At 71.3% G+C, this 18,310-nt stretch carries 10 protein-coding genes; 7 read left to right on the top strand and 3 right to left on the bottom strand.

Going from position 1 to position 18,310, the window contains the following annotated elements; genetic code table 11:
• The first annotated feature begins 228 nt into the window (after positions 1-228).
• The gene (locus AC07NG_RS10170; RefSeq protein WP_494593740.1) at positions 229-8,823 is read left to right on the top strand and encodes a putative Ig domain-containing protein; all 8,595 of its coding nucleotides are present in this window, start codon (positions 229-231) and stop codon (positions 8,821-8,823) included.
• 311 nt (positions 8,824-9,134) lie between these two features.
• On the opposite strand, the gene AC07NG_RS10175 is transcribed toward AC07NG_RS10170, so the two are convergent.
• Both AC07NG_RS10175 and recQ read right to left on the bottom strand, forming a co-directional pair.
• Positions 9,135-9,461 carry a hypothetical protein gene (locus tag AC07NG_RS10175; protein WP_492853989.1) on the bottom strand — a complete coding sequence of 109 codons (327 nt, stop codon included), beginning with the start codon at positions 9,459-9,461 and terminating at the stop codon, positions 9,135-9,137.
• A gap of 205 nt (positions 9,462-9,666) precedes the next feature.
• Positions 9,667-11,517: a DNA helicase RecQ gene (gene recQ, locus AC07NG_RS10180; RefSeq protein ID WP_494593742.1), complete on the bottom strand. Its 1,851-nt coding sequence runs from the start codon at positions 11,515-11,517 to the stop codon at positions 9,667-9,669.
• Positions 11,518-11,905: 388 nt separating this feature from the next.
• On the opposite strand from recQ, the gene AC07NG_RS10185 reads away from it, so the two are divergent.
• The 6 genes from AC07NG_RS10185 (at position 11,906) to AC07NG_RS10210 (ending at position 17,876) form a co-directional block, all read left to right on the top strand.
• Positions 11,906-12,214 carry a metalloregulator ArsR/SmtB family transcription factor gene (locus tag AC07NG_RS10185; RefSeq protein ID WP_492853987.1) on the top strand — a complete coding sequence of 103 codons (309 nt, stop codon included), beginning with the start codon at positions 11,906-11,908 and terminating at the stop codon, positions 12,212-12,214.
• Positions 12,211-12,903, top strand: a complete 693-nt coding sequence (locus AC07NG_RS10190; RefSeq protein ID WP_492853986.1) for an SdpI family protein — start codon at positions 12,211-12,213, stop codon at positions 12,901-12,903. Before AC07NG_RS10185 ends, AC07NG_RS10190 begins: the two co-directional genes overlap by 4 nt.
• A 76-nt stretch (positions 12,904-12,979) precedes the next feature.
• Entirely contained in the window at positions 12,980-13,525 is a 546-nt protein-coding gene (locus AC07NG_RS10195; RefSeq protein WP_492853985.1) for a hypothetical protein, read from the top strand.
• Between the two features lie 151 nt (positions 13,526-13,676).
• Entirely contained in the window at positions 13,677-15,653 is a 1,977-nt protein-coding gene (locus AC07NG_RS10200; RefSeq protein ID WP_492853984.1) for a transglycosylase domain-containing protein, read from the top strand.
• Positions 15,654-15,727: 74 nt separating this feature from the next.
• Positions 15,728-16,942, top strand: coding sequence for an NAD(P)/FAD-dependent oxidoreductase (locus AC07NG_RS10205; RefSeq protein WP_494593745.1), 1,215 nt, complete (start codon positions 15,728-15,730; stop codon positions 16,940-16,942).
• Positions 16,943-17,015: 73 nt separating this feature from the next.
• The gene (locus tag AC07NG_RS10210) at positions 17,016-17,876 is read left to right on the top strand and encodes a DUF1206 domain-containing protein (protein WP_494593747.1); all 861 of its coding nucleotides are present in this window, start codon (positions 17,016-17,018) and stop codon (positions 17,874-17,876) included.
• A gap of 42 nt (positions 17,877-17,918) precedes the next feature.
• Here AC07NG_RS10210 and AC07NG_RS10215 read toward each other — a convergent pair whose 3' ends face one another.
• Positions 17,919-18,305, bottom strand: coding sequence for a MerR family transcriptional regulator (locus AC07NG_RS10215; RefSeq protein WP_494593749.1), 387 nt, complete (start codon positions 18,303-18,305; stop codon positions 17,919-17,921).
• Between the last annotated feature and the right edge of the window lie 5 nt (positions 18,306-18,310).

Consider the following 18,310-nt stretch of genomic DNA (forward strand, 5'->3'; position numbering starts at 1 on the left):
CACCGCGGGGGCGGTGCGTTTGGGGGACGGCTTTTGAAAAGCGTCAGCATGCTTCGCGCCGGTTATCCGGCCGCGGAATCTTCGTCCGTGTTCGCCAAGATATTTTCGGCGTTCGCGTCCCGGTTCGGCAAACTTCTCGCCGTTCCATTGGTCTTCGCCGCCGTGCTTCTGGGGGCGAGCCTCGGGACTCCAACGGAATCGAGAGCCGCTGACTGCACCCTCTCAGCCATGACCTTCACCTCGGTGGGAGCCACGCAGACGCTGAACGCCAGCAGCTGCGACATCTTCATCACCTATGCGGGCGACAGCTTCTGGACCGGGATCCACTCGATCCAGGGCGAGAACGGGATCGACTATCCGGGGGAGGGGTACAGCAACATCTACCCCTATCCATCCGCGGACACGACGGTCACGACAGCGAACGCGACCTACAAGTTCCGGTCCAACAGCGCCTATTCCGACGCTTCGGCCACCGACATCTTCACGGTGACCCTGATGTCGGTGAACGCCAACGCGCCGGCGAGCGAGACCCTGACGCTCTATACCTGTCCGTCCTACGGCGGCGGGGCGACCTGTAACGCCACCAAGTCGGTGGGCATCACGGTGAACCTCAACGTTCCGCCGGCGGTGAGCTCGCTCAGCCCGACCAGCGGCTCGACCGCGGGCGGCACCAGCGTCGTTCTGACCGGCTCCAACTTCGTCAACATCACCGCCGTCACCTTCGGCGGCACGAACGCGACCGGCTACACGGTCAACAGCGCCACCCAGATCACCGCGACGGCCCCCGCCGGCTCGGCTGGTACGGTCAACGCCCGCGTCACCTCGTCCACCGGCGGCACCAGCGCCACCGCGGCCGGCAACCAGTACACCTACGTGGCCCCGCCGACCGTGACGAGCATATCGCCGACGGCCGGACCGACAGCGGGCGGCACAAGCGTCACCATCACCGGCACCAACCTCAGCGGCGCCACGGCGGTGAGCTTCGGCGGCACGGCGGCGACCGGCTTCACGGTCAACAGCGCCACCCAGATCACCGCGACCTCGCCGGCTGGCACCGGCACCGTGGACGTGCGCGTCACCACCGCCGGCGGCCAGAGCGCCACCAGCGCGGCCGACCAGTACACCTATGTCGCGGCCCCGACCGTGACCGCGGTCTCGCCGACCACCGGCAGCACGGCGGGCGGCACCTCGGTGACCATCACCGGCACCGGCTTCTCGAGCGCCACGGCCGTGACGTTCGGCGGCACGGCGGCGACCGGCTTCACGGTCAACAGCAACACCCAGATCACGGCGACCTCGCCGGCCGGCTCGGCCGGCACGGTGGATATCCGCGTCACCAATCCGGGCGGAACCAGCGCCACCAGTGCGTCCGACCAGTTCACCTATTCGGCCCTGCCGACGGTGACCTCGATCTCGCCGACGGCGGGCCCGACAGGCGGCGGCACGTCCGTGACGATCACCGGCACCAATTTCACCGGGGTCACCGCGGTGACGTTCGGCGCCACGGCGGCGACCGGCTTCACGTTCAACAGCGCCACCTCGATCACGGCGACCGCGCCGGCCGGTTCGGCTGGCACGGTGGATATCCGCGTCACGACGCCGGCCGGCTCCAGCGCCACCAGCGCGGCCGACCAGTACACCTATGTCACCGCTCCGACGGTGACCTCGGTCTCGCCGACGGCGGGTCCGACGGGCGGCGGCACGACCGTGACCATCACCGGCACGGGCTTCGCGGCCGCGGCCGGTACGGGCGCCGTCAAGTTCGGCGCGGCCACCGCCACCTACACGATCAACAGCAACACCCAGATCACGGCGACGTCGCCGGCCAACTCGGCGGGCACCTACGACATCACCGTGACCACGGTGGGCGGCACGAGCGCCACCAGCGCTTCGGACCAGTACACCTACGTCTCGGCCCCGACCGTGACCTCGGTCTCGCCGACGGCGGGCCCGACGGGCGGCGGCACGACCGTGACCATCACCGGCACCGGCTTCGCGTCGGCGCCGGGTACGGGCGCGGTGAAGTTCGGCGCGGCCACCGCCACCTACACGATCAACAGCAACACCCAGATCACGGCGACGTCGCCGGCCAATTCGGCGGGCACCTACGACGTCACCGTCACGACGCCTGGCGGCACCAGCGCCACCAGTGCGTCTGACCAGTACACCTACATCAGTGCCCCGACGGTGACCTCGGTGTCGCCGACCTCGGGTCCCACCGCGGGCGGCACGACGGTGACCATCACCGGCACGGGCTTCGCGGCGGCTCCGGGCACGGGCGCGGTGAAGTTCGGCGCGACCACCGCCACCTACACGATCAACAGCAACAGCCAGATCACGGCGACGTCGCCGGCCAACTCGGCGGGCACCTACGACATCACCGTCACGACGCCCGGCGGGACCAGCGCCACCAGCGCGTCCGACCAGTACACCTATGTCGCGCCGCCGGTCGGCAGCTCGCAGACCTACGGCTCGATCGTCGCCTACAACACCGGCTCGAACGCGACGACCAACATCGACCTGTCGCTCTACATCACGGGCGGCGGCACGCCGACCAACTACGCTGTCGGCTCGGCCACGACCGCCCAAGGCGGCTCGGTCAGCGTCAACAGCAGCGGGATCGCGACCTACACGCCGCCGATCGGCTACCGTAACGCCAACGACAGCTTCACCTACACGGCGTCCAACGTCGGCGGCACCTCGGCGCCGGCCACGGTCACCGTGACCATCGGCAATCCGACCATCACGGTCACCCTGCCGGCCAGCACGGGCACGGTCGAACGCGTCTACAATTCGGGCGCCGCCGCCGTGACCTTCGCGGGCGGCCGGGCCAGCTACACCGTCAACAGCATCAACGGTCTGCCTTCGGGCCTGACCGACGCTGGCGGCGGCGTCATCAGCGGCACGCCCTTGGCCAACGGCGTGTTCACGGTCACCGTCAACGTCACCGACAGCTCGCTGGGCGCGGGTCCGTACAACGCCAACACCACGGCGACCCTGACGGTCAGCCTGCCGCCGGCGCCGGTGGTCTCGTCCTTCAGCATCAACGGCCTGACCTACAACAGCGGTTCGGCCACGGCGACGACCTTCAGCGCGGCTCCGCACGCCACCGAAAGCCCGACCGGCTACCAGGTCGGCGCCTCGTCCTACGGCGCTACGGTCAGCGTCGATAGCGCGGGCCTGATGAGCTACACCCCGCCTGTCGGCTTCCGCGGCACCGACACCTTCAACTACGTCGCCACCAACGCCGGCGGCACGTCGAACGTCGGCCAGGTCTTCGTGACCGTGGACGACCCGGTGTTCTCGGTCACCCTGCCGGCCTCCACCGGCACGGTGGGCGCCGTCTACAACAGCGGCTCCTCGGTCGTGACCATCAGCGGCGGTAATCCGCCCTACAACAACTTCTCGGCCACGGGCCTGCCCGCCGGCCTGACCATGGACAGCTCGGGCGTCATCAGCGGCACCCCGACCACGGCGACCACCGCCACGGTCGTGGTCACCGTCACCGACAGCTCGGGCGGCAACGGCAGCTACACCGGCACGGCCTCGGCCAACCTGACCATCGCCGCGCCGACCATAACCCTGTCGCCCGCCGCGGGCGCCCTGCCGGGCGGCCAGGCCGGCGTCAGCTACAGCCAGACCTTCACCAGCACGGGCGGCGTCACGCCGACGACCTTCAGCGTCACCGCCGGCGCCCTGCCTCCGGGCCTGTCGCTGGACACCAGCGGCGTGGCCTCGGGCACGCCGACATCGACGGGGACCTACAACTTCACGGTCACCGCCACCGACAGCAGCGGCAACAGCTACACGGGCTCGGCCGCCTACAGCATCACGGTGAGCGCTCCGACGATCGTCGTGTCGCCCTCGACCCTGCCGGCCGGGACCGTGGCCGCCGCCTACAGCCAGACGATCACCGCCAGCGGCGGCACGACTCCCTATGTCTTCTCTCTCGACAGCGGGACTCTGCCTGCCGGCCTGACCCTGACGACCGGCGGGGTGCTCTCGGGCACGCCGACGCAAGGCGGGTCGTTCCTGATCACCATCAAGGCGACGGACGCGACCGCGGGCGGCGCCTATAGCGGCACGCAGACCTACACCCTGGTCATCGGCGCGCCGTCGATCGCCCTGTCGCCCGCTTCGGGCGCCCTGGCCGGCGGCCTGATCGCCACCGCCTACAGCGACACGGTCACCGCCAGCGGCGGCACGGCCGGCTATACCTTCCAAGTGACCGCCGGCAGCCTGCCGCCCGGTCTGACCCTGTCGACCGGCGGCGCCATCAGCGGCTCGCCGACGGGTGGTGGAACCTACAACTTCACGATCACCGCCACCGACTCCAGCACGGGTTCGGGTCCCTATACGGGCGCGGCCGCCTACAGCATCACCGTCGCCTCGCCGACGATCACGCTGTCGCCGACCTCGCTCGCCAACGGCACGGTCGCCGCGGCCTACAGCGCCTCGATCACCGCCAGCGGGGGCACCACGCCCTACAGCTACGCGGTGACCAGCGGCGCCCTGCCGGCCGGGGTCACCCTGTCGACCAGCGGCGCGCTCTCGGGCACGCCGACGGCGGGCGGGACCTTCACCTTCGACGTCACCGCCACCGACAGCTCGACGGGGACCGGCGCGCCGTTCGCCGGCGTGCGGTCCTACAGCCTGACCATCGCGGCGCCGACCATCACGGTCTCGCCGACCAGCCTGACCTCGGTCGCGGTCGGTACGAGCGTCAGCGAGACGATCTCCGCCACCGGCGGCACCAGCGGCTACACCTACGCGGTGACCGCGGGCGCTCTCCCGGCCGGGGTCACCCTGTCCGGCGACGCGCTCTCGGGTACGCCGACGGCCGCGGGTTCGTTCAACTTCACGATCACCGCCACCGACTCCAGCACCGGCACGGGTCCCTATACGGGGTCGCGCGCCTACACCTGGGTCATCGGCGCGCCGACGATCACGGTCGCTCCGACTTCGCTGTCGAACGGCCAGATCGGCGCGGCCTACGTCGCCACGATCACCGCCAGCGGTGGCACCGCGCCCTACAGCTACGCGGTGACCAGCGGCGCCCTGCCGGCCGGCGTCACCCTGTCGACCAGCGGCGCGCTCTCGGGCACGCCGACGGCGGGCGGGACCTTCACCTTCGACGTCACCGCCACCGACAGCTCGACGGGGACCGGCGCGCCGTTCACCGGCGTGCGGAGCTACACCCTGACCGTCTCGGCGCCGACCATCACGGTCTCGCCCACCACCCTGGGCACGGTCGTGGTCGGCACGGCGGTCAGCCAGACGATCACCGCGTCGGGCGGGACCAGCGGCTACACCTTCGCGGTGACCGCCGGCGCTCTGCCGGCCGGCCTCACCCTGTCCGGCGACCTGCTCTCGGGCGTGCCGACGGCCTCGGGTTCGTTCAGCTTCACGATCACCGCCACCGACTCCAGCACCGGCGTGGGTCCCTACACGGGGTCACGGGTCTATAACGTCACGGTCGATGCGCCGACCCTGAACATGAGCCCGACCACCCTGTCGGCTGCGACCCAGCACGCCGCCTACAACGAGACGCTCACCGCCACCGGCGGCACGGCGCCCTACACCTACACCGTGACGTCCGGCACGCTGCCGACCGGCGTCACCCTGTCGCCCACCGGCGCCCTCTCGGGGACGCCGACCGTCACGGGAACCTTCAACGTCTTCATCCGGGCCACCGACTCCACGACCGGCGGCGGACCCTACATCGTCGAAAATTCCTACAGCCTGGTCGTCAACGTGCCCGCGCCGCCGACGCCGGGGGCGGTCTCCACGACCGTCGCCGCCAACAGCAGCAACAACGTGGTCACCCCGGCCCTGAGCGGCGTGCCGGCGACCTCGGTCACCGTCGCCACCGCCCCGGCTCACGGGACGGCCACGGTCAGCGGCATGACCTTCCTCTACACGCCGACGGCCGGTTACTCGGGCGCCGACAGCTTCACCTACACCGCCTCCAACGCCGGCGGGCCTTCGGCGCCGGCCACGGTCTCGATCACCGTGACCGCCCCGGTCCTGGTGGTCGCCGGTTCGCCTCCGGGCGGCACGGTGGCGGCGGCCTACGCCGGCGCGACCTTCACGGCCACGACCGGTACGGTTCCCTACACCTTCACGGGTACGGGCCTGCCGCCCGGCCTGACCCTCAGCACCGCCGGCGTCCTTTCGGGCACGCCGACCGCCGGGGGGACCTACAGCACGGTGATCACCGCCACCGACGCCTACGGCGCCACCGGTTCGGCGACCTTCTCGATCACCATCGCCGCGCCGACCCTGTCGGTGACGCCGACCTCGCTGCCGACGGCCGACTACGGCACCGCCTACAGCCAGACCTTCCACGGGGTCGGCGGCGTGGCCCCCTACACCTACGCCCTCACCGGGACCCTCCCGACGGGCGTGTCGTTCAACACCTCGACCGGCGTGCTCTCGGGCTCGCCGACCGATGACGGCAACTTCCCGCTGACGGTCACGGCCACCGACTCGGCCGGCGGCTCTGGCCCCTACTCGGCCAGCGTCTCCGTCACCCTGTCGGTCAACGTGGCTCCGCCGCCGGTGGTCGAACCGACCAACACCTCGACCCCGGCCGGGGCGCCGACCACCATCGACGTCGCGCCGCTGATCGACGGCTTCTACGACACCGTCATCATCGTCCAAGCGCCGCAACACGGCACGGCGACGGTCAGCGGAGGGGCGTCGCGGATGCACTCGCAAGGCTCGGGCTCGGTGCAGATCATCTACACGCCGAACCCCGGCTACTATGGCTCGGACAGCTTCACCTACGCCGCCACCGGTCCTGGGGGCACCTCGTCGCCGGCCGCGATCAGCGTCGCCGTCGCCGCCCCGGCCCCGGTCGTCGTCAACGACACCGCCACGCTCGCCGCCAATGCGACGGTGAACATCGCGGTGACCGCCAACGACACCGGTCCGATCAGCACCATCGCCATCGCCACGGCCCCGAGCCACGGCACGGCGACGGTGTCGGCCCTGACCGTCAACTACGTGCCGGCCACCAACTTCTTCGGTACGGACACCTTCACCTACACGGCCACCGGCGAAGGCGGCACGGGCGGTCCGGCGACGGTCACCGTCACGGTCACCCCGCTGGCCACGCCGACCCAGACCGCCCAGGTCATCACCGTCCTGGCCGGCCAATCGGCCACCCTGGCGGCGACCCAAGGCGCCACGGGCAGCCCGTTCACGAGCGTCACCGTCGCCACCGCCCCGACCAAGGGCACGGCCACGATCAACGGTCTGAACATCGTCTACACCCCGGCCGCGGGCTTCTCGGGCGCCGACGCCTTCACCTACCGGATCAACAATCCCTTCGGGGCCTCCGATCCGGTGCCGGTGACGGTGACGGTCAACCCGGCGCCGCTCACGGCCCCGCCGATCACCGTCGAGATCCTCGCCGGCCAGAAGGCGGTCGTGAACCTGGTGACCAACGCCAGCGGCGGGCCGTTCATCGGCGCGGCGGTGGTGGCGATCACCCCGGCCAACTCGGGCGCGGCGGTCATCACCAACCCCTCGACCGGCGCCTACACCCTGACCTTCACCCCCGACAACGCCTTCGCGGGCACGGCGGTGGTGACCTACACGCTGAGCAACGCCTTCGCGACTTCGGCCCCCGGCCGGATCAACGTGATCGTCACGGCTCGTCCCGATCCCTCGCAGGATCCGGAAGTGAAGGGTCTGGTCGCGGCTCAGGACGCGGCGGCCATCCGGTTCGCCGACGCCCAGATCAGCAACTTCAGCCGTCGCCTCGAGCAACTGCACAACGGCGGTGGCGCGGGTCGCGGGTTCGGGGTCAGCGTCCGCGGCGGCAACACCGAGCGGGAAGACGGGCTGGAAGCGCGCGAGCGGTTCCGCAAGTACGCCAGCCTCGGCATGAACGACGCGGCCGATCCGTCCTCGCCGCTGCTGCCGGCCGCCTCGTCGGCCGACGCGGCGCCCGGGAACGACGGCGAAGACGGCCAGGCCGGTCCCCAGCGCTGGGGCGTGTGGGCCGCGGGTTCGGCCGACTTCGGGATGCGTGACACGGTCGGTTCGCAAAGCGGCTTCCGCTTCACGACCGACGGTCTCACCGCCGGCGTCGACTACCGGGTCAACGGGCAGTTCGCCTTCGGTGTGGGCCTCGGCTACGGCCGAGACTCCAGCCGGGTCGGCAAGAACGGCACCAAGAGCCGGGCCGAAAGCTACAGCGCCGGCCTCTACGCCAGCCTGCAGCCGAGCGAGAAGACCTTCGTCGACGGCGTCGTCGGCTTCGGGTCGCTCGACTTCGACAGCCGCCGCTACGTCACCACGACGGGCGAGCTGGTGACCGGCAAGCGTGACGGCGACCAGACGTTCCTGGCTCTGACCTTCGGGTACGAGCACCGGACCCCGACCAGCCTGCTGTCGCCCTACGGGCGCATGGCCTACAGCCGGTCGGTTCTGGACGCCTTCTCGGAGAACGGCGGCGGACCCTACGGTCTGACCTACCACGAGCAGACCGTGCGCAGCCTGACCGGCACGCTGGGCCTGCGCGGGGAGTTCGCCCGCAAGACCGCCGCCGGCCTGCTGGCGCCGCGCTTCCGGGTCGAGTACTCGCACGACTTCGAGAAGGCCGCTGACGCCATGCTCAGCTACACCGACTGGGTGGGCGGGCCGACCTACCGCCTGGCGGTGGATCCGATCGACCGCGACCAGCTGCGGCTGGAGCTCGGGGCCGACCTGACGGTCAAGAGCGGCTGGAAGATCGGTCTGGACTTCGACAACTCGGTGTCGAAGGACAGCGACAGCCAGGGGGTCCGCCTCTCGGTCCAGTCGCCCTTCTGATCGGGACGACGAACTGAAGACTAGGAAGGGCGGCGCCAGCAAAGGCGCCGCCCTTTTCTTTTCTCCTCCCCCGCGTCCGCGGGGGAGGGGGACCACCCCCGGGTCGCGCGAAGCGCGCGCCCGAGGACAGGCTCCGTGGTGGAGGGGGGCGGCCGCGCGCACGGCGCTTTGTCACTCGCCCCCTCCGTCACGCTGCGTATCCGCAGCGCGCCACCTCCCCCGCTTCACGGGGGAGGAGCCGGCGCCGCGAACGAAAAACGCCCGGCGGGTCGGACCCGCCGGGCGTTCTCGTCTTCAGCGATGCGTGAAGATCAGCGGTCGAAATTGCGGGCCAGCAGGAAGCCGAACACCGCGCCGGCCACGAAGGTCCCCAGCGCCAGGGCCAGGGGGTGGTCCTCGGCGGCCTTGTGGGCGGCTTCGGCCTTGGGTTTGGACCAGGCGATGGCCGCGTCGGTCTTGTCGTGCACGTAGTCGCGGGCGACCTGGGTCTTTTCGGTCGCGGTCTCGGCGACGGTGGCGGCGGCCTTCTTGACCGCGGCGGTGGCCTTGGCGGCGGTCTTCTTGGCGCTGCTCTTGGCGCGGGCGGAAGCGGCGCTGGCCTCGCCGGCGAGATCGGTCTTGATGGTGGCGTCGGTCATCGGCGTCTCCCGATTTGGGGTGTGTTCGAGGACCCTGGGGGCCCCGAGGGCGTTGGAGGGCGCTGCGGCGCGCGCGGTGCGTCCGGAGACTAACACCTGGCGTGCCGGTTTGGTTCGGACAAGAGGGGCGGGCGACAGCTTTTGCGTGCATCGCGCCGCGGGCGTCCCGGAGGGCGGTTCCGAGCGCTCCGGTCCCCCGGCGGCCTCAGTTGTCGCGCACGACCTTCAGCACCGCCTCGCCGTAGCGGTCGAGCTTGCCCTGGCCGACGCCGCCGGATTTGCCCAGGGCTGGCAGGGTCGTGGGCCGGGCGGCGGCGATCTCGGCCAGGGTGGCGTCGTGGAAGATGACATAGGGCGGCACGTGCTGGGCCGAGGCCTGGTCCTTGCGCCAGGCGCGCAGGGCCTCGAACAGCGCCTGGTCGCCCGGCGGCACGGTCAGGGCCTGGCGCCGGCGCAGGCTCTTGCCGCCGGAACCAGCCTTGCCGCCGCCGGCATCGCCGCCCGGGGCCTGGCGCAGCGACACCTGCCGCTCGCCGCGATAGACTTGGCGCACGCCCTCGGCGTCGCCGAGGCCGATGAGGGGCCGGCCGTCATTGGGATCCTCGCGCAGCAGGCCCTCGAACACCAGGGTGTCGAGCAGGTCGCGCCAGCCCTGGGGGCTGAACTCCTTGCCGATGCCGAAGGTCGACATCTGGGCTTCCTGCTGGGTGACGTCCTTGGTCTTGCCCAGCAGGTGGTCGATCAATCGGCCGCGCCCGAAGCGCCCGCCCAGGCGATGGGCGGCCGACAGGGCCTTCTGCGCCGCCTGGCTGGCGTCGATCCCGCTCGGCGGCGAGACGCAGATGTCGCAGGTTCCGCAGCGCTCCACCCCCTCTTCGCCGAAATAGCGGCGGACGGCGGCGGCGCGGCAGGTCATGCCTTCGAGCATGGCGTAGAACTGCCGCAGCTTGCGGCTCTGCACCTGCTTGACCTCGTCGGGGGCCTCGCGGCTGTCGATGCGGCGGCCGGCCCAGGCGAGATCCGAGCTGCTGTAGAGGGTGATGCCCTCGGCCGGCTGACCGTCGCGCCCGGCGCGGCCGATCTCCTGCCAATAGGCCTCGATGGCGGCCGGCGGATCGGCGTGGATCACGAAGCGGACGTCGGGCTTATCGACGCCCATGCCGAAGGCGATGGTCGCCACCATCACCGCCTCGTCGGCCTCGAGGAACTGCTCCAGGCGGCGGGCGCGCACGGTCTTGTCGAGGCCGGCGTGATAGGCCAGGGCCGGCACGCCGTTGTCGATCAGCGCCTGGGCCAGCTTTTCGGTCGAGTCCCGGCTGCCGGCATAGACCACGCCGGCGCGGCCCGGCCGCTCGGTGACCAGCTCGATCACCCGGTCGTGGCCCTTGCCGCGCTTGCGCTCGGCGTTGAGGGCCAGTTCGGGGCGGGCGAAGCTGTCGACGAACTCGGCCGCGCCCTGCAGGCGCAGCTCGGCGCGGATGTCGTCGCGGGTGCGGGCGTCGGCGGTGGCGGTCACCGCCAGGCGCGGGGCGTCGGGGAAGACCTCGGCGATGCGGCCCAGCATCCGGTATTCGGGCCGGAAGTCGTGGCCCCACTGGCTGACGCAGTGGGCCTCGTCGACGGCCACCAACGACAGCGGCAGGCGCGACAGCCGCTCCAGCATCCAGCCCTGCATCAGGCCTTCGGGCGACAGGTAGAGCAAGTCGAGCTGGCCGGCCTCGATGCGCCGCCAGATCTCGGCGCGCTCCTCGGGCAGGGTGTTCGAGTCCAGGCGCTCGGCGGCGACCCCGGCCTGCTGCAGCCCGGCCACCTGGTCGGCCATCAGGGCGATCAGCGGCGAGACCACCAGGCCCAGACCCGGGCGCACGAGGGCGGGGATCTGGTAGCACAGGCTCTTGCCGCCGCCGGTGGGCAGCACCGCCAGGGCGCTGCGCCCCTCCAGCAGTTCGCCGACCACCTGGGCCTGCAGGCCGCGGAAGTCCTGGTGGCCGAAGGTGCGGCGCAGGACGTCGCGCGCGGCGTCGAGCGAGGGCGGGGAGGCGAGGGCGGTGGACACGTGGCTCTTCTGGCAGGGGCGGCCGCCCGCGCCAAGGCCGGAAACGGCGGATTTTTTGAGATCCTCCCCTAAGGGGGAGGGGCGGGCCGCGGATATGCAGCGTGACGGAGGGGGCTGGCTCGACGCGAGATCCCTCTCCCCTTGCGGGAGAGGGTGGCCTCCCGGAGGGAGGTCGGGTGAGGGGTCTCTCAGATCTCAACACCGCGTGGGGCGGACAGGCCGGGCGGGGTGTCTCAAGTCTGAGAGACCCCTCATCCGACGGCCTTCGGCCGCCACCTTCTCCCGCAAGGGGAGAAGGGGCGCTGACGCGAGCCTGGAAAAGCCGTGTCCGCAAGGCTGGCCGACCTCCCTTGACTCTTAGTCAATCGGCTAATTAGTCTCTTGCCTCATGAACGAGGTGTTCAAGGCCCTGTCGCATCCTGCCCGCCGCCGCATGGTCGCCATGCTGCGCGACGGGCCGCTGGCGTCGGGCGAGATCGCCTCGCGGTTCGAGATGGCCTGGCCGACGGTCACCGCCCACCTGGCGGCGCTGAAGGCGGCGGGGCTGGTCGAGGCCGAGAAGGACGGCGTCTCCGTCCGCTACCGCCTGGTGATCTCGGCGGTGGAGGAGGCGGTGGCCTTCATGATGGACCTGATGGGCGCTGGCGAGACCGTCGATGCGCCCGACACATCCTTGCGAGGGGAGAACAAGGCATGAGCAGCGAGCATCCGCGCGGCCTGACGTCGCTGGACGGCGTCTCGATCCTGGTGACGGCGGCGATCGGCGCCGCGGCCCTGGCCGTCTGGCGTCTGGGACCGCCCGGCCCGATGCCGATGCACTTCGACCTGGCCGGCCAGGTCGACCGCTGGGGCGACCGGGCGCAGATGGCCCTGGCCATCGGCTTCATCGGCCTGGTGGCCGGCGGCGTGGCTTGGCTGTGCGCGGTGCTGGAGCGGCAGGCCAAGGACCCGCTGGGCGAGCGCTTCACCTGGCGACTGGGCCGGATCGTCGGTCTGGCCGTTCCGGCCTTCACCGCGGCCCTGCTGACCAGCGTGGCCTTCGACCTGCTGCCGCGCGTCGGCGGTCAGGACCTTTTCCTGCGGCTGATGATGGGCGGCATGGCGGTGCTGTTCCTGGGGCTCGGCGCCTTCGTCGGAAGGGTCAAGCCCAACCCCGTGGTCGGGGTTCGCACCTACTGGGCGCTGCGCAGCCGCCTGGCCTGGGACAAGTCCAACCGCCTGGCCGGACGGCTGCTGAGCCTGACGGGCCTGCTCGGCCTCGTCGCCGCCCCCGTCGCTCCCCAGCCCGTCGGCTTCCACGTGATGATGATCGGCATCGTCGCTTCGGGCCTGGCCGCCGGCGTCGAAAGCTGGCGGGTCTGGCGCACCGATCCCGACCGCGCCTGAGGGTGACGGATCAGGCCGACGGGCGCCGGCGAACCGCGCTATCATGCAACCTGGTCGCGAATCGGGGGATTGCGCCGTGTTCCGTAAAGCCATGCGATGGGCGGCCCTGCCGGCCGTGATGATCGCCGTCTCGGCGCAGGCGGCCGGCGGGACGCCCTACGTCAATCATAACTGGGGCTACGCCGTCGCCCTGTCCGGCAAGGTCAGGCTGATCCAGAACACCCCGCCGGCGCCCAACCACGGTTTCGGCGTCCGGGTGGCCAAGCGCGCCTATCTCTGGGTCGACGGCGGCTCGTCGGACGGCGAAAATCTGGCCGAGACCGTCGAGGAGAGCACCGGCTTTCTGCTGCGCGACGAAGGCTGCGTCGTGCTCGAACGCGCCGCCGACAGCCTCGGCGGCAAGCCGGCCCAGCGCCTCGTCCTGCGCTGCCCCGCCGACAAACCCCGGACCGGGACGGAACTGCGGCGCTCGGTGATCGCCCTGGCCGCCCCGCCAGGGCATGGCGCCGCCGCCTACTCGGTCAACGTGACCTATCCGGAAGACGGCGGCGCGGAGGCCAGGCGGGCGCTGGCGCTGTTCGACGACGCCCAGCGCGGCTTCCGCTTCCTGGGAAAGCGGTAGGCGGATCGACCGGGCCCTTCGTCCACGCCGGCCGCCGCCGCGACGACGGGGTTAAACCGCGTTCATCTCTCGTCAACCCTATCGCGTGTTTGGTCGGCGTGAGCTATGACACCGCCACGCGGGCGGGGTTGCACGAGACCTAGGGTTACAGATGGCTAACGGCGCCTTCGGCGGAAACAAGCCGGCGAAGACTTCTCGCACGCCCCTGCAGGCGGCGCTCTATTGGGCGACCGTGCTGGGGGTCTGGGGACTGATCTTCGTGGTCACCTTCTTCGCGGTGTTCGCGCGCGACCTGCCCGACACCTCGAAGCTCTACGACGTCACCCGTCAGCCCTCGATCAACTATCTCGACCGCTCGGGCGCCCTGCTGGCCGTGCGTGGCAGCCAATATGCGCCGCCGGTCGACATCGACGCCCTGCCCGAATACGTGCCGGCCGCCTTCGTCGCCATCGAGGACCGCCAGTTCTACCACCACTTCGGGTTCAACCCGTGGGGCATCGGCCGTTCGCTGATCTGGAACCTGACCCACGAGGGCGGACCCCAGCGCGGCGGCTCGACCATCACCCAGCAGCTGGCCCGCAACCTGTTCCTGAGCCCGGCCCAGAACTACAAGCGCAAGGCCCAGGAACTGATCCTGGCCGTCTGGCTGGAGCTGAAGTTCAGCAAGAAGCAGATCCTGGCTCTGTACATGAACCGGGTCTATTTCGGCGCCGGCGCCTACGGCATCGAGGCCGCCTCGCAGCGCTATTTCAACAAGCCCGCCTCGCAGCTGACGATCGGTGAATCGGCGCTGCTGGCCGGCATGATGAAGGGCCCGGCCCGCTATTCGCCGGTCAGCGCCAGCGAGCGCGCCGCCCGCCGCGCCACCGTCGTGCTCGACGAGATGGTGCGCATCAAGGCCATCACCGCCGAGCAGCGCGACGAGGCCTTCAAGACCCCCGTGCAGGTTTCGGCCACCCTGGCCAACCAGCGCGCCCAGTACTTCACCGACTATGTCGACGCCCAGGTGCGTTCGCTGGTCGGCGAGCCGACCGAAGACCTCGTGGTCGAGACTACGCTCGATCTGCCGATCCAGGTCGCGGCCGAGCGCGCCGTGCAGCTGGGCGTCGAGGGCCACCTGAAGCAGGGCGTGCAGCAGGCCGCCCTGGTGGCCATCGACGGCGAGGGCCGCATCCGCGCCTATGTCGGCGGCGAGGACTACGGCGAAAGCCAGTTCGACCGCGCCACCAGCGCCCGCCGCCAGGCCGGCTCGGCCTTCAAGCCGTTCGTCTACCTCACCGCCATGGACCAGGGCCGCAACCCGTCGGTCATGGTGGTCGACGAGCCGGTGAAGATCGGCAACTGGGAGCCGCGCAACTACACCAACACCTTCCTGGGCCCCATGACCCTGCAGACGGCCCTGGCCCAGTCGATCAACACGGTCGCCGCCCGCCTGGCCAACGAGGTCGGCACCAGCAACGTCGCCGCCACGGCCCGTCGCCTGGGCATCACCAGCAAGATCCAGCTCGATCCGTCGATGGCCCTGGGCGCCGTCGAGGTCAGCCCGCTGGAAATGGCCCAGGCCTACGCCCCGTTCGCCAACGGCGGCTTCCTGGCCAAGGGCTACGGCATCGAGCGCATCCGCACCGCTTCGGGCAAGGTTCTCTACGACCACAGCGTCGACAAGCAGCCGCGCTCGTCGGTGATCGGCTCGCCGTCGCTGCAGTACATGAACCAGATGATGCGCCAGGTGGTGAACGGCGGCACCGGCGGCCGCGCCAAGGTCGCCGGCTACGACATCGCCGGCAAGACCGGCACCACCAGCGACTACAAGGACGCCTGGTTTGTCGGCTACACGGGCGGCTTCGTCGCCGCGGTGTGGACCGGCAAGGACGACAACACCGCCATGAAGCGGGTCAGCGGCGCCGGTCCCCCGGCCGAGATCTGGAAGGTGTTCATGAGCTCGGCCCTGCCGCGCCTGAAGGCCACCCCGATCCCCGGCGGCTTCGCCGAGGCGCCCGCGCCGACCAGCGATCCGATCGGCGACCTTCTGAACGCCGGCGAGACGCCGACGGCCGACCCGGGCGCGACCCCGCCCCCGGCCGCAGGTCAGCCGGCCCAGCAGACGGCGCCGGAACTGCCGTACTAGGGGCGGACGGAACCTCGAAGCCTCCCGGGAGCTAAGCCTCCGCTGGAGCCAAGTCTCCGCTTCGGGGGGCTTCGATGACCGGCGCAACGATCAAGCGCGACCTTCGCACCGGTCGCTCGCTCTGGGCGGACAGTCCGGGCCTGGGCGTGCCGACGGGGCCGCTCACCCGGGCGATCAGCGTCGACGTCGCCATCGTGGGCGCCGGAATCAGCGGCGCCTTCATGGCCCATGAACTGTCCCGGGACCACGCCGTGGCGGTGCTGGACCGCCGCCCCCCGCTGACCGGCTCGACCATCGCCTCGACCGCCCTGCTGCAGTGGGAGATCGACCTGCCGCTGACGGCCCTGGCGGAGAAGATCGGACAGGCCAAGGCCCGGCGGGCCTATCTGCGATCGCGGGCCGCCGTCGACGCGCTGAAGCGGATCGTCGACGAGGAGCGGATCCCCTGCGGCCTGAAGGCCAAGTCGTCGCTCTATCTGGCTGGCGACGACCATGGCCACCGCGCGCTCGAGGCCGAGGCGCAGGCGCGGGCGGCGATCGGGCTGGACAGCCGCTATCTCGGCCCGGCCCAGCTGCGCGAGCGGTTCGGGATCGACCGGACGGGCGCCATCGTCTCCAGCGGCTCGGCCAGCGGCGATCCGGCCCGGCTGGCGGCGGGCCTGCTGCGGCGGGCGGCTGCGCGCGGCGCGAAAATCTGGTCGCCGGTCGAGGTGCTGCAAGCCGTCAGCGACCCCGACGGCGTGACCCTGCTGACCGACGCCGGCCAGGCCGTGCGGGCCAGGGCGGTGGTGTTCTGCTGCGGCTATGAATTTCCCAAGGGCGTGCCGACCCCGGGCGCGAGCGTGATCTCGACCTGGGCGACGGCCTCCAAGCCGCGCAATCGCTGCCCGGCCTGGCTGCGCGACATGCTGGTGTGGGAGGCGTCCGATCCGTACCTCTATCTGCGCATGGGCGGCGACGGGCGGCTGATCGCCGGCGGTGAGGACGAGCCCTCGCCCGACGCCCACCAGGACCCGGCCAAGCTGAAGCGCAAGTGCGAGACCGTGGCGGGAAAGCTGAAGGCCCTGCTGCCCGGCATCGACTTCGAGATCGACTACGGCTGGGCCGGCGCGTTCGGCTCCAGCGCCACGGGCCTGCCCAGCATCGGACCGGTCGAGGGCATGGACCATACCTGGGCGGTCATGGGTTTCGGCGGCAACGGCATCACCTATTCGGTCATCGCCTCGCAGATCGTGGCGGCCCAGATCCGCGGCGACGACGATCCGGACGCGGATCTCTATCGCGCCTGATCCTCCCGTCTTCGCGGCGGGAACGGAGGGCGGGGCGCTTCGTTGCTCCGGCCAAGCGGGACGAGAAGGCGGCATGATCCACGCATCGGTCTGGAAACTCAAGCGCTGGCCGCCGAAGGCCCTGCGACGCCTCGACCTGCGTACGCTGCTCGAATGGGCCTCGCGGCTGGGCTATGCCGCGCGGGGAGCTGTCTATGTCGGGCTGGGCGGCCTGGCCCTGCTGGCGGCGGCCGACCTCGTGCCCCGGGCGCGCGGCGCGACGGCGATGCTAGCGGCCTGGGCCAGCTGGCCGCCGGGCCTGGTGCTGATCGCCGTGGTCGCGGCCGGGCTGATCGGCTTTTCGCTCTGGCGGGCCTTGCAGGCGGTGTTCGACGCCGACCGCCACGGAACCTCGCCCAAGGCCTGGGCGATCCGCGCGGGCCAGGCGGTCAGCGGCGTGGTCTACGGCTCGCTGGCCTGGTCGGCCCTGGAGTTGCTCGACGCTTTCGAGGACGTGGGCGAGGCCGACGAGGAGCAGACCGCCGACGCCACGGCGGCGACCATCCTGGCCCTGCCCCATGGCGACCAGCTGCTGATGGCGGCGGGTCTCGTCCTGCTGGGCGTCGGGATCGGCGGGGTCGTCCAGGGCCTGGCCCAGGACTTCGCCAAGCGCCTGGACTGCGGCGAGGCGGCCTGCCGCCGGCTCGTGCCCCTGGCGCGGTTCGGCTATGCGGCGCGCGGGCTGGCGACGCTGTGCGTTGGCCTGTTCGTGGTCGGCGCCGGCTGGCACGCCCGCAGCAGCGAAGCCCGAAGCTGGGCTGGGGCCTTGCAGGCCCTCGAACGCCAGCCGTTCGGCGCCTGGCTGCTGGGCCTGCTGGCCCTGGGGCTGGTGGCCTTCGGGGTGTTCGGCTTCGGCGAGGCCGTCTATCGCCGCATCCGGCCGCCGGCGGTTTAGGTTTCCTTCTCCCTGGAGGGAGAAGGTGGCGCGAAGCGGGGATTATCCCTCGAACGCCGCGATGATCGGGCAGGGGCCTTCGTCGCCGGCGCTGCAGGTGTGCAGCAGGCGCGACAGGCCGGCGCGGGCGGCTTGCAGCTCGGCGATCTTGCCGTCGAGGTCGGCGATGCGCTCGCGGGCCAGCTCGCGGGCCCGGGCGCGGTCCTGGCCGGCGTCGAGGGCCAGGAGTTCGCCGATCTGCTCCAGGGTGAAGCCGGCCGATTGCGCCGAGCGGATGAAGCGCAGCCGGCGCACGGCCTCGTCGCCGTAGCGCCGCACGCCCTCACCGCGCTCGGGCGTCTCCAGCAGGCCCCGGCGCTGGTAGTAGCGGACGGTCTCCACCCCCACCCCGCCGGCCCGCGCCAGTCCTGCAATAGTGTCCGCCGCCATCCCTT

It is taken from the genome of Caulobacter sp. GW821-FHT10C03, assembly GCF_059415485.1.

What these genes read in the sequence shown, in the direction of transcription:
- AC07NG_RS10170 (WP_494593740.1), top strand. Translation starts at nt 229, where the DNA reads ATGACCTTCACCTCGGTGGGAGCCACGCAGACGCTGAACGCCAGCAGC.
- AC07NG_RS10175 (WP_492853989.1), bottom strand. Translation starts at nt 9,461, where the DNA reads ATGACCGACGCCACCATCAAGACCGATCTCGCCGGCGAGGCCAGCGCC.
- AC07NG_RS10185 (WP_492853987.1), top strand. Translation starts at nt 11,906, where the DNA reads ATGAACGAGGTGTTCAAGGCCCTGTCGCATCCTGCCCGCCGCCGCATG.
- AC07NG_RS10190 (WP_492853986.1), top strand. Translation starts at nt 12,211, where the DNA reads ATGAGCAGCGAGCATCCGCGCGGCCTGACGTCGCTGGACGGCGTCTCG.
- AC07NG_RS10200 (WP_492853984.1), top strand. Translation starts at nt 13,677, where the DNA reads ATGGCTAACGGCGCCTTCGGCGGAAACAAGCCGGCGAAGACTTCTCGC.
- AC07NG_RS10205 (WP_494593745.1), top strand. Translation starts at nt 15,728, where the DNA reads ATGACCGGCGCAACGATCAAGCGCGACCTTCGCACCGGTCGCTCGCTC.
- AC07NG_RS10210 (WP_494593747.1), top strand. Translation starts at nt 17,016, where the DNA reads ATGATCCACGCATCGGTCTGGAAACTCAAGCGCTGGCCGCCGAAGGCC.
- AC07NG_RS10215 (WP_494593749.1), bottom strand. Translation starts at nt 18,305, where the DNA reads ATGGCGGCGGACACTATTGCAGGACTGGCGCGGGCCGGCGGGGTGGGG.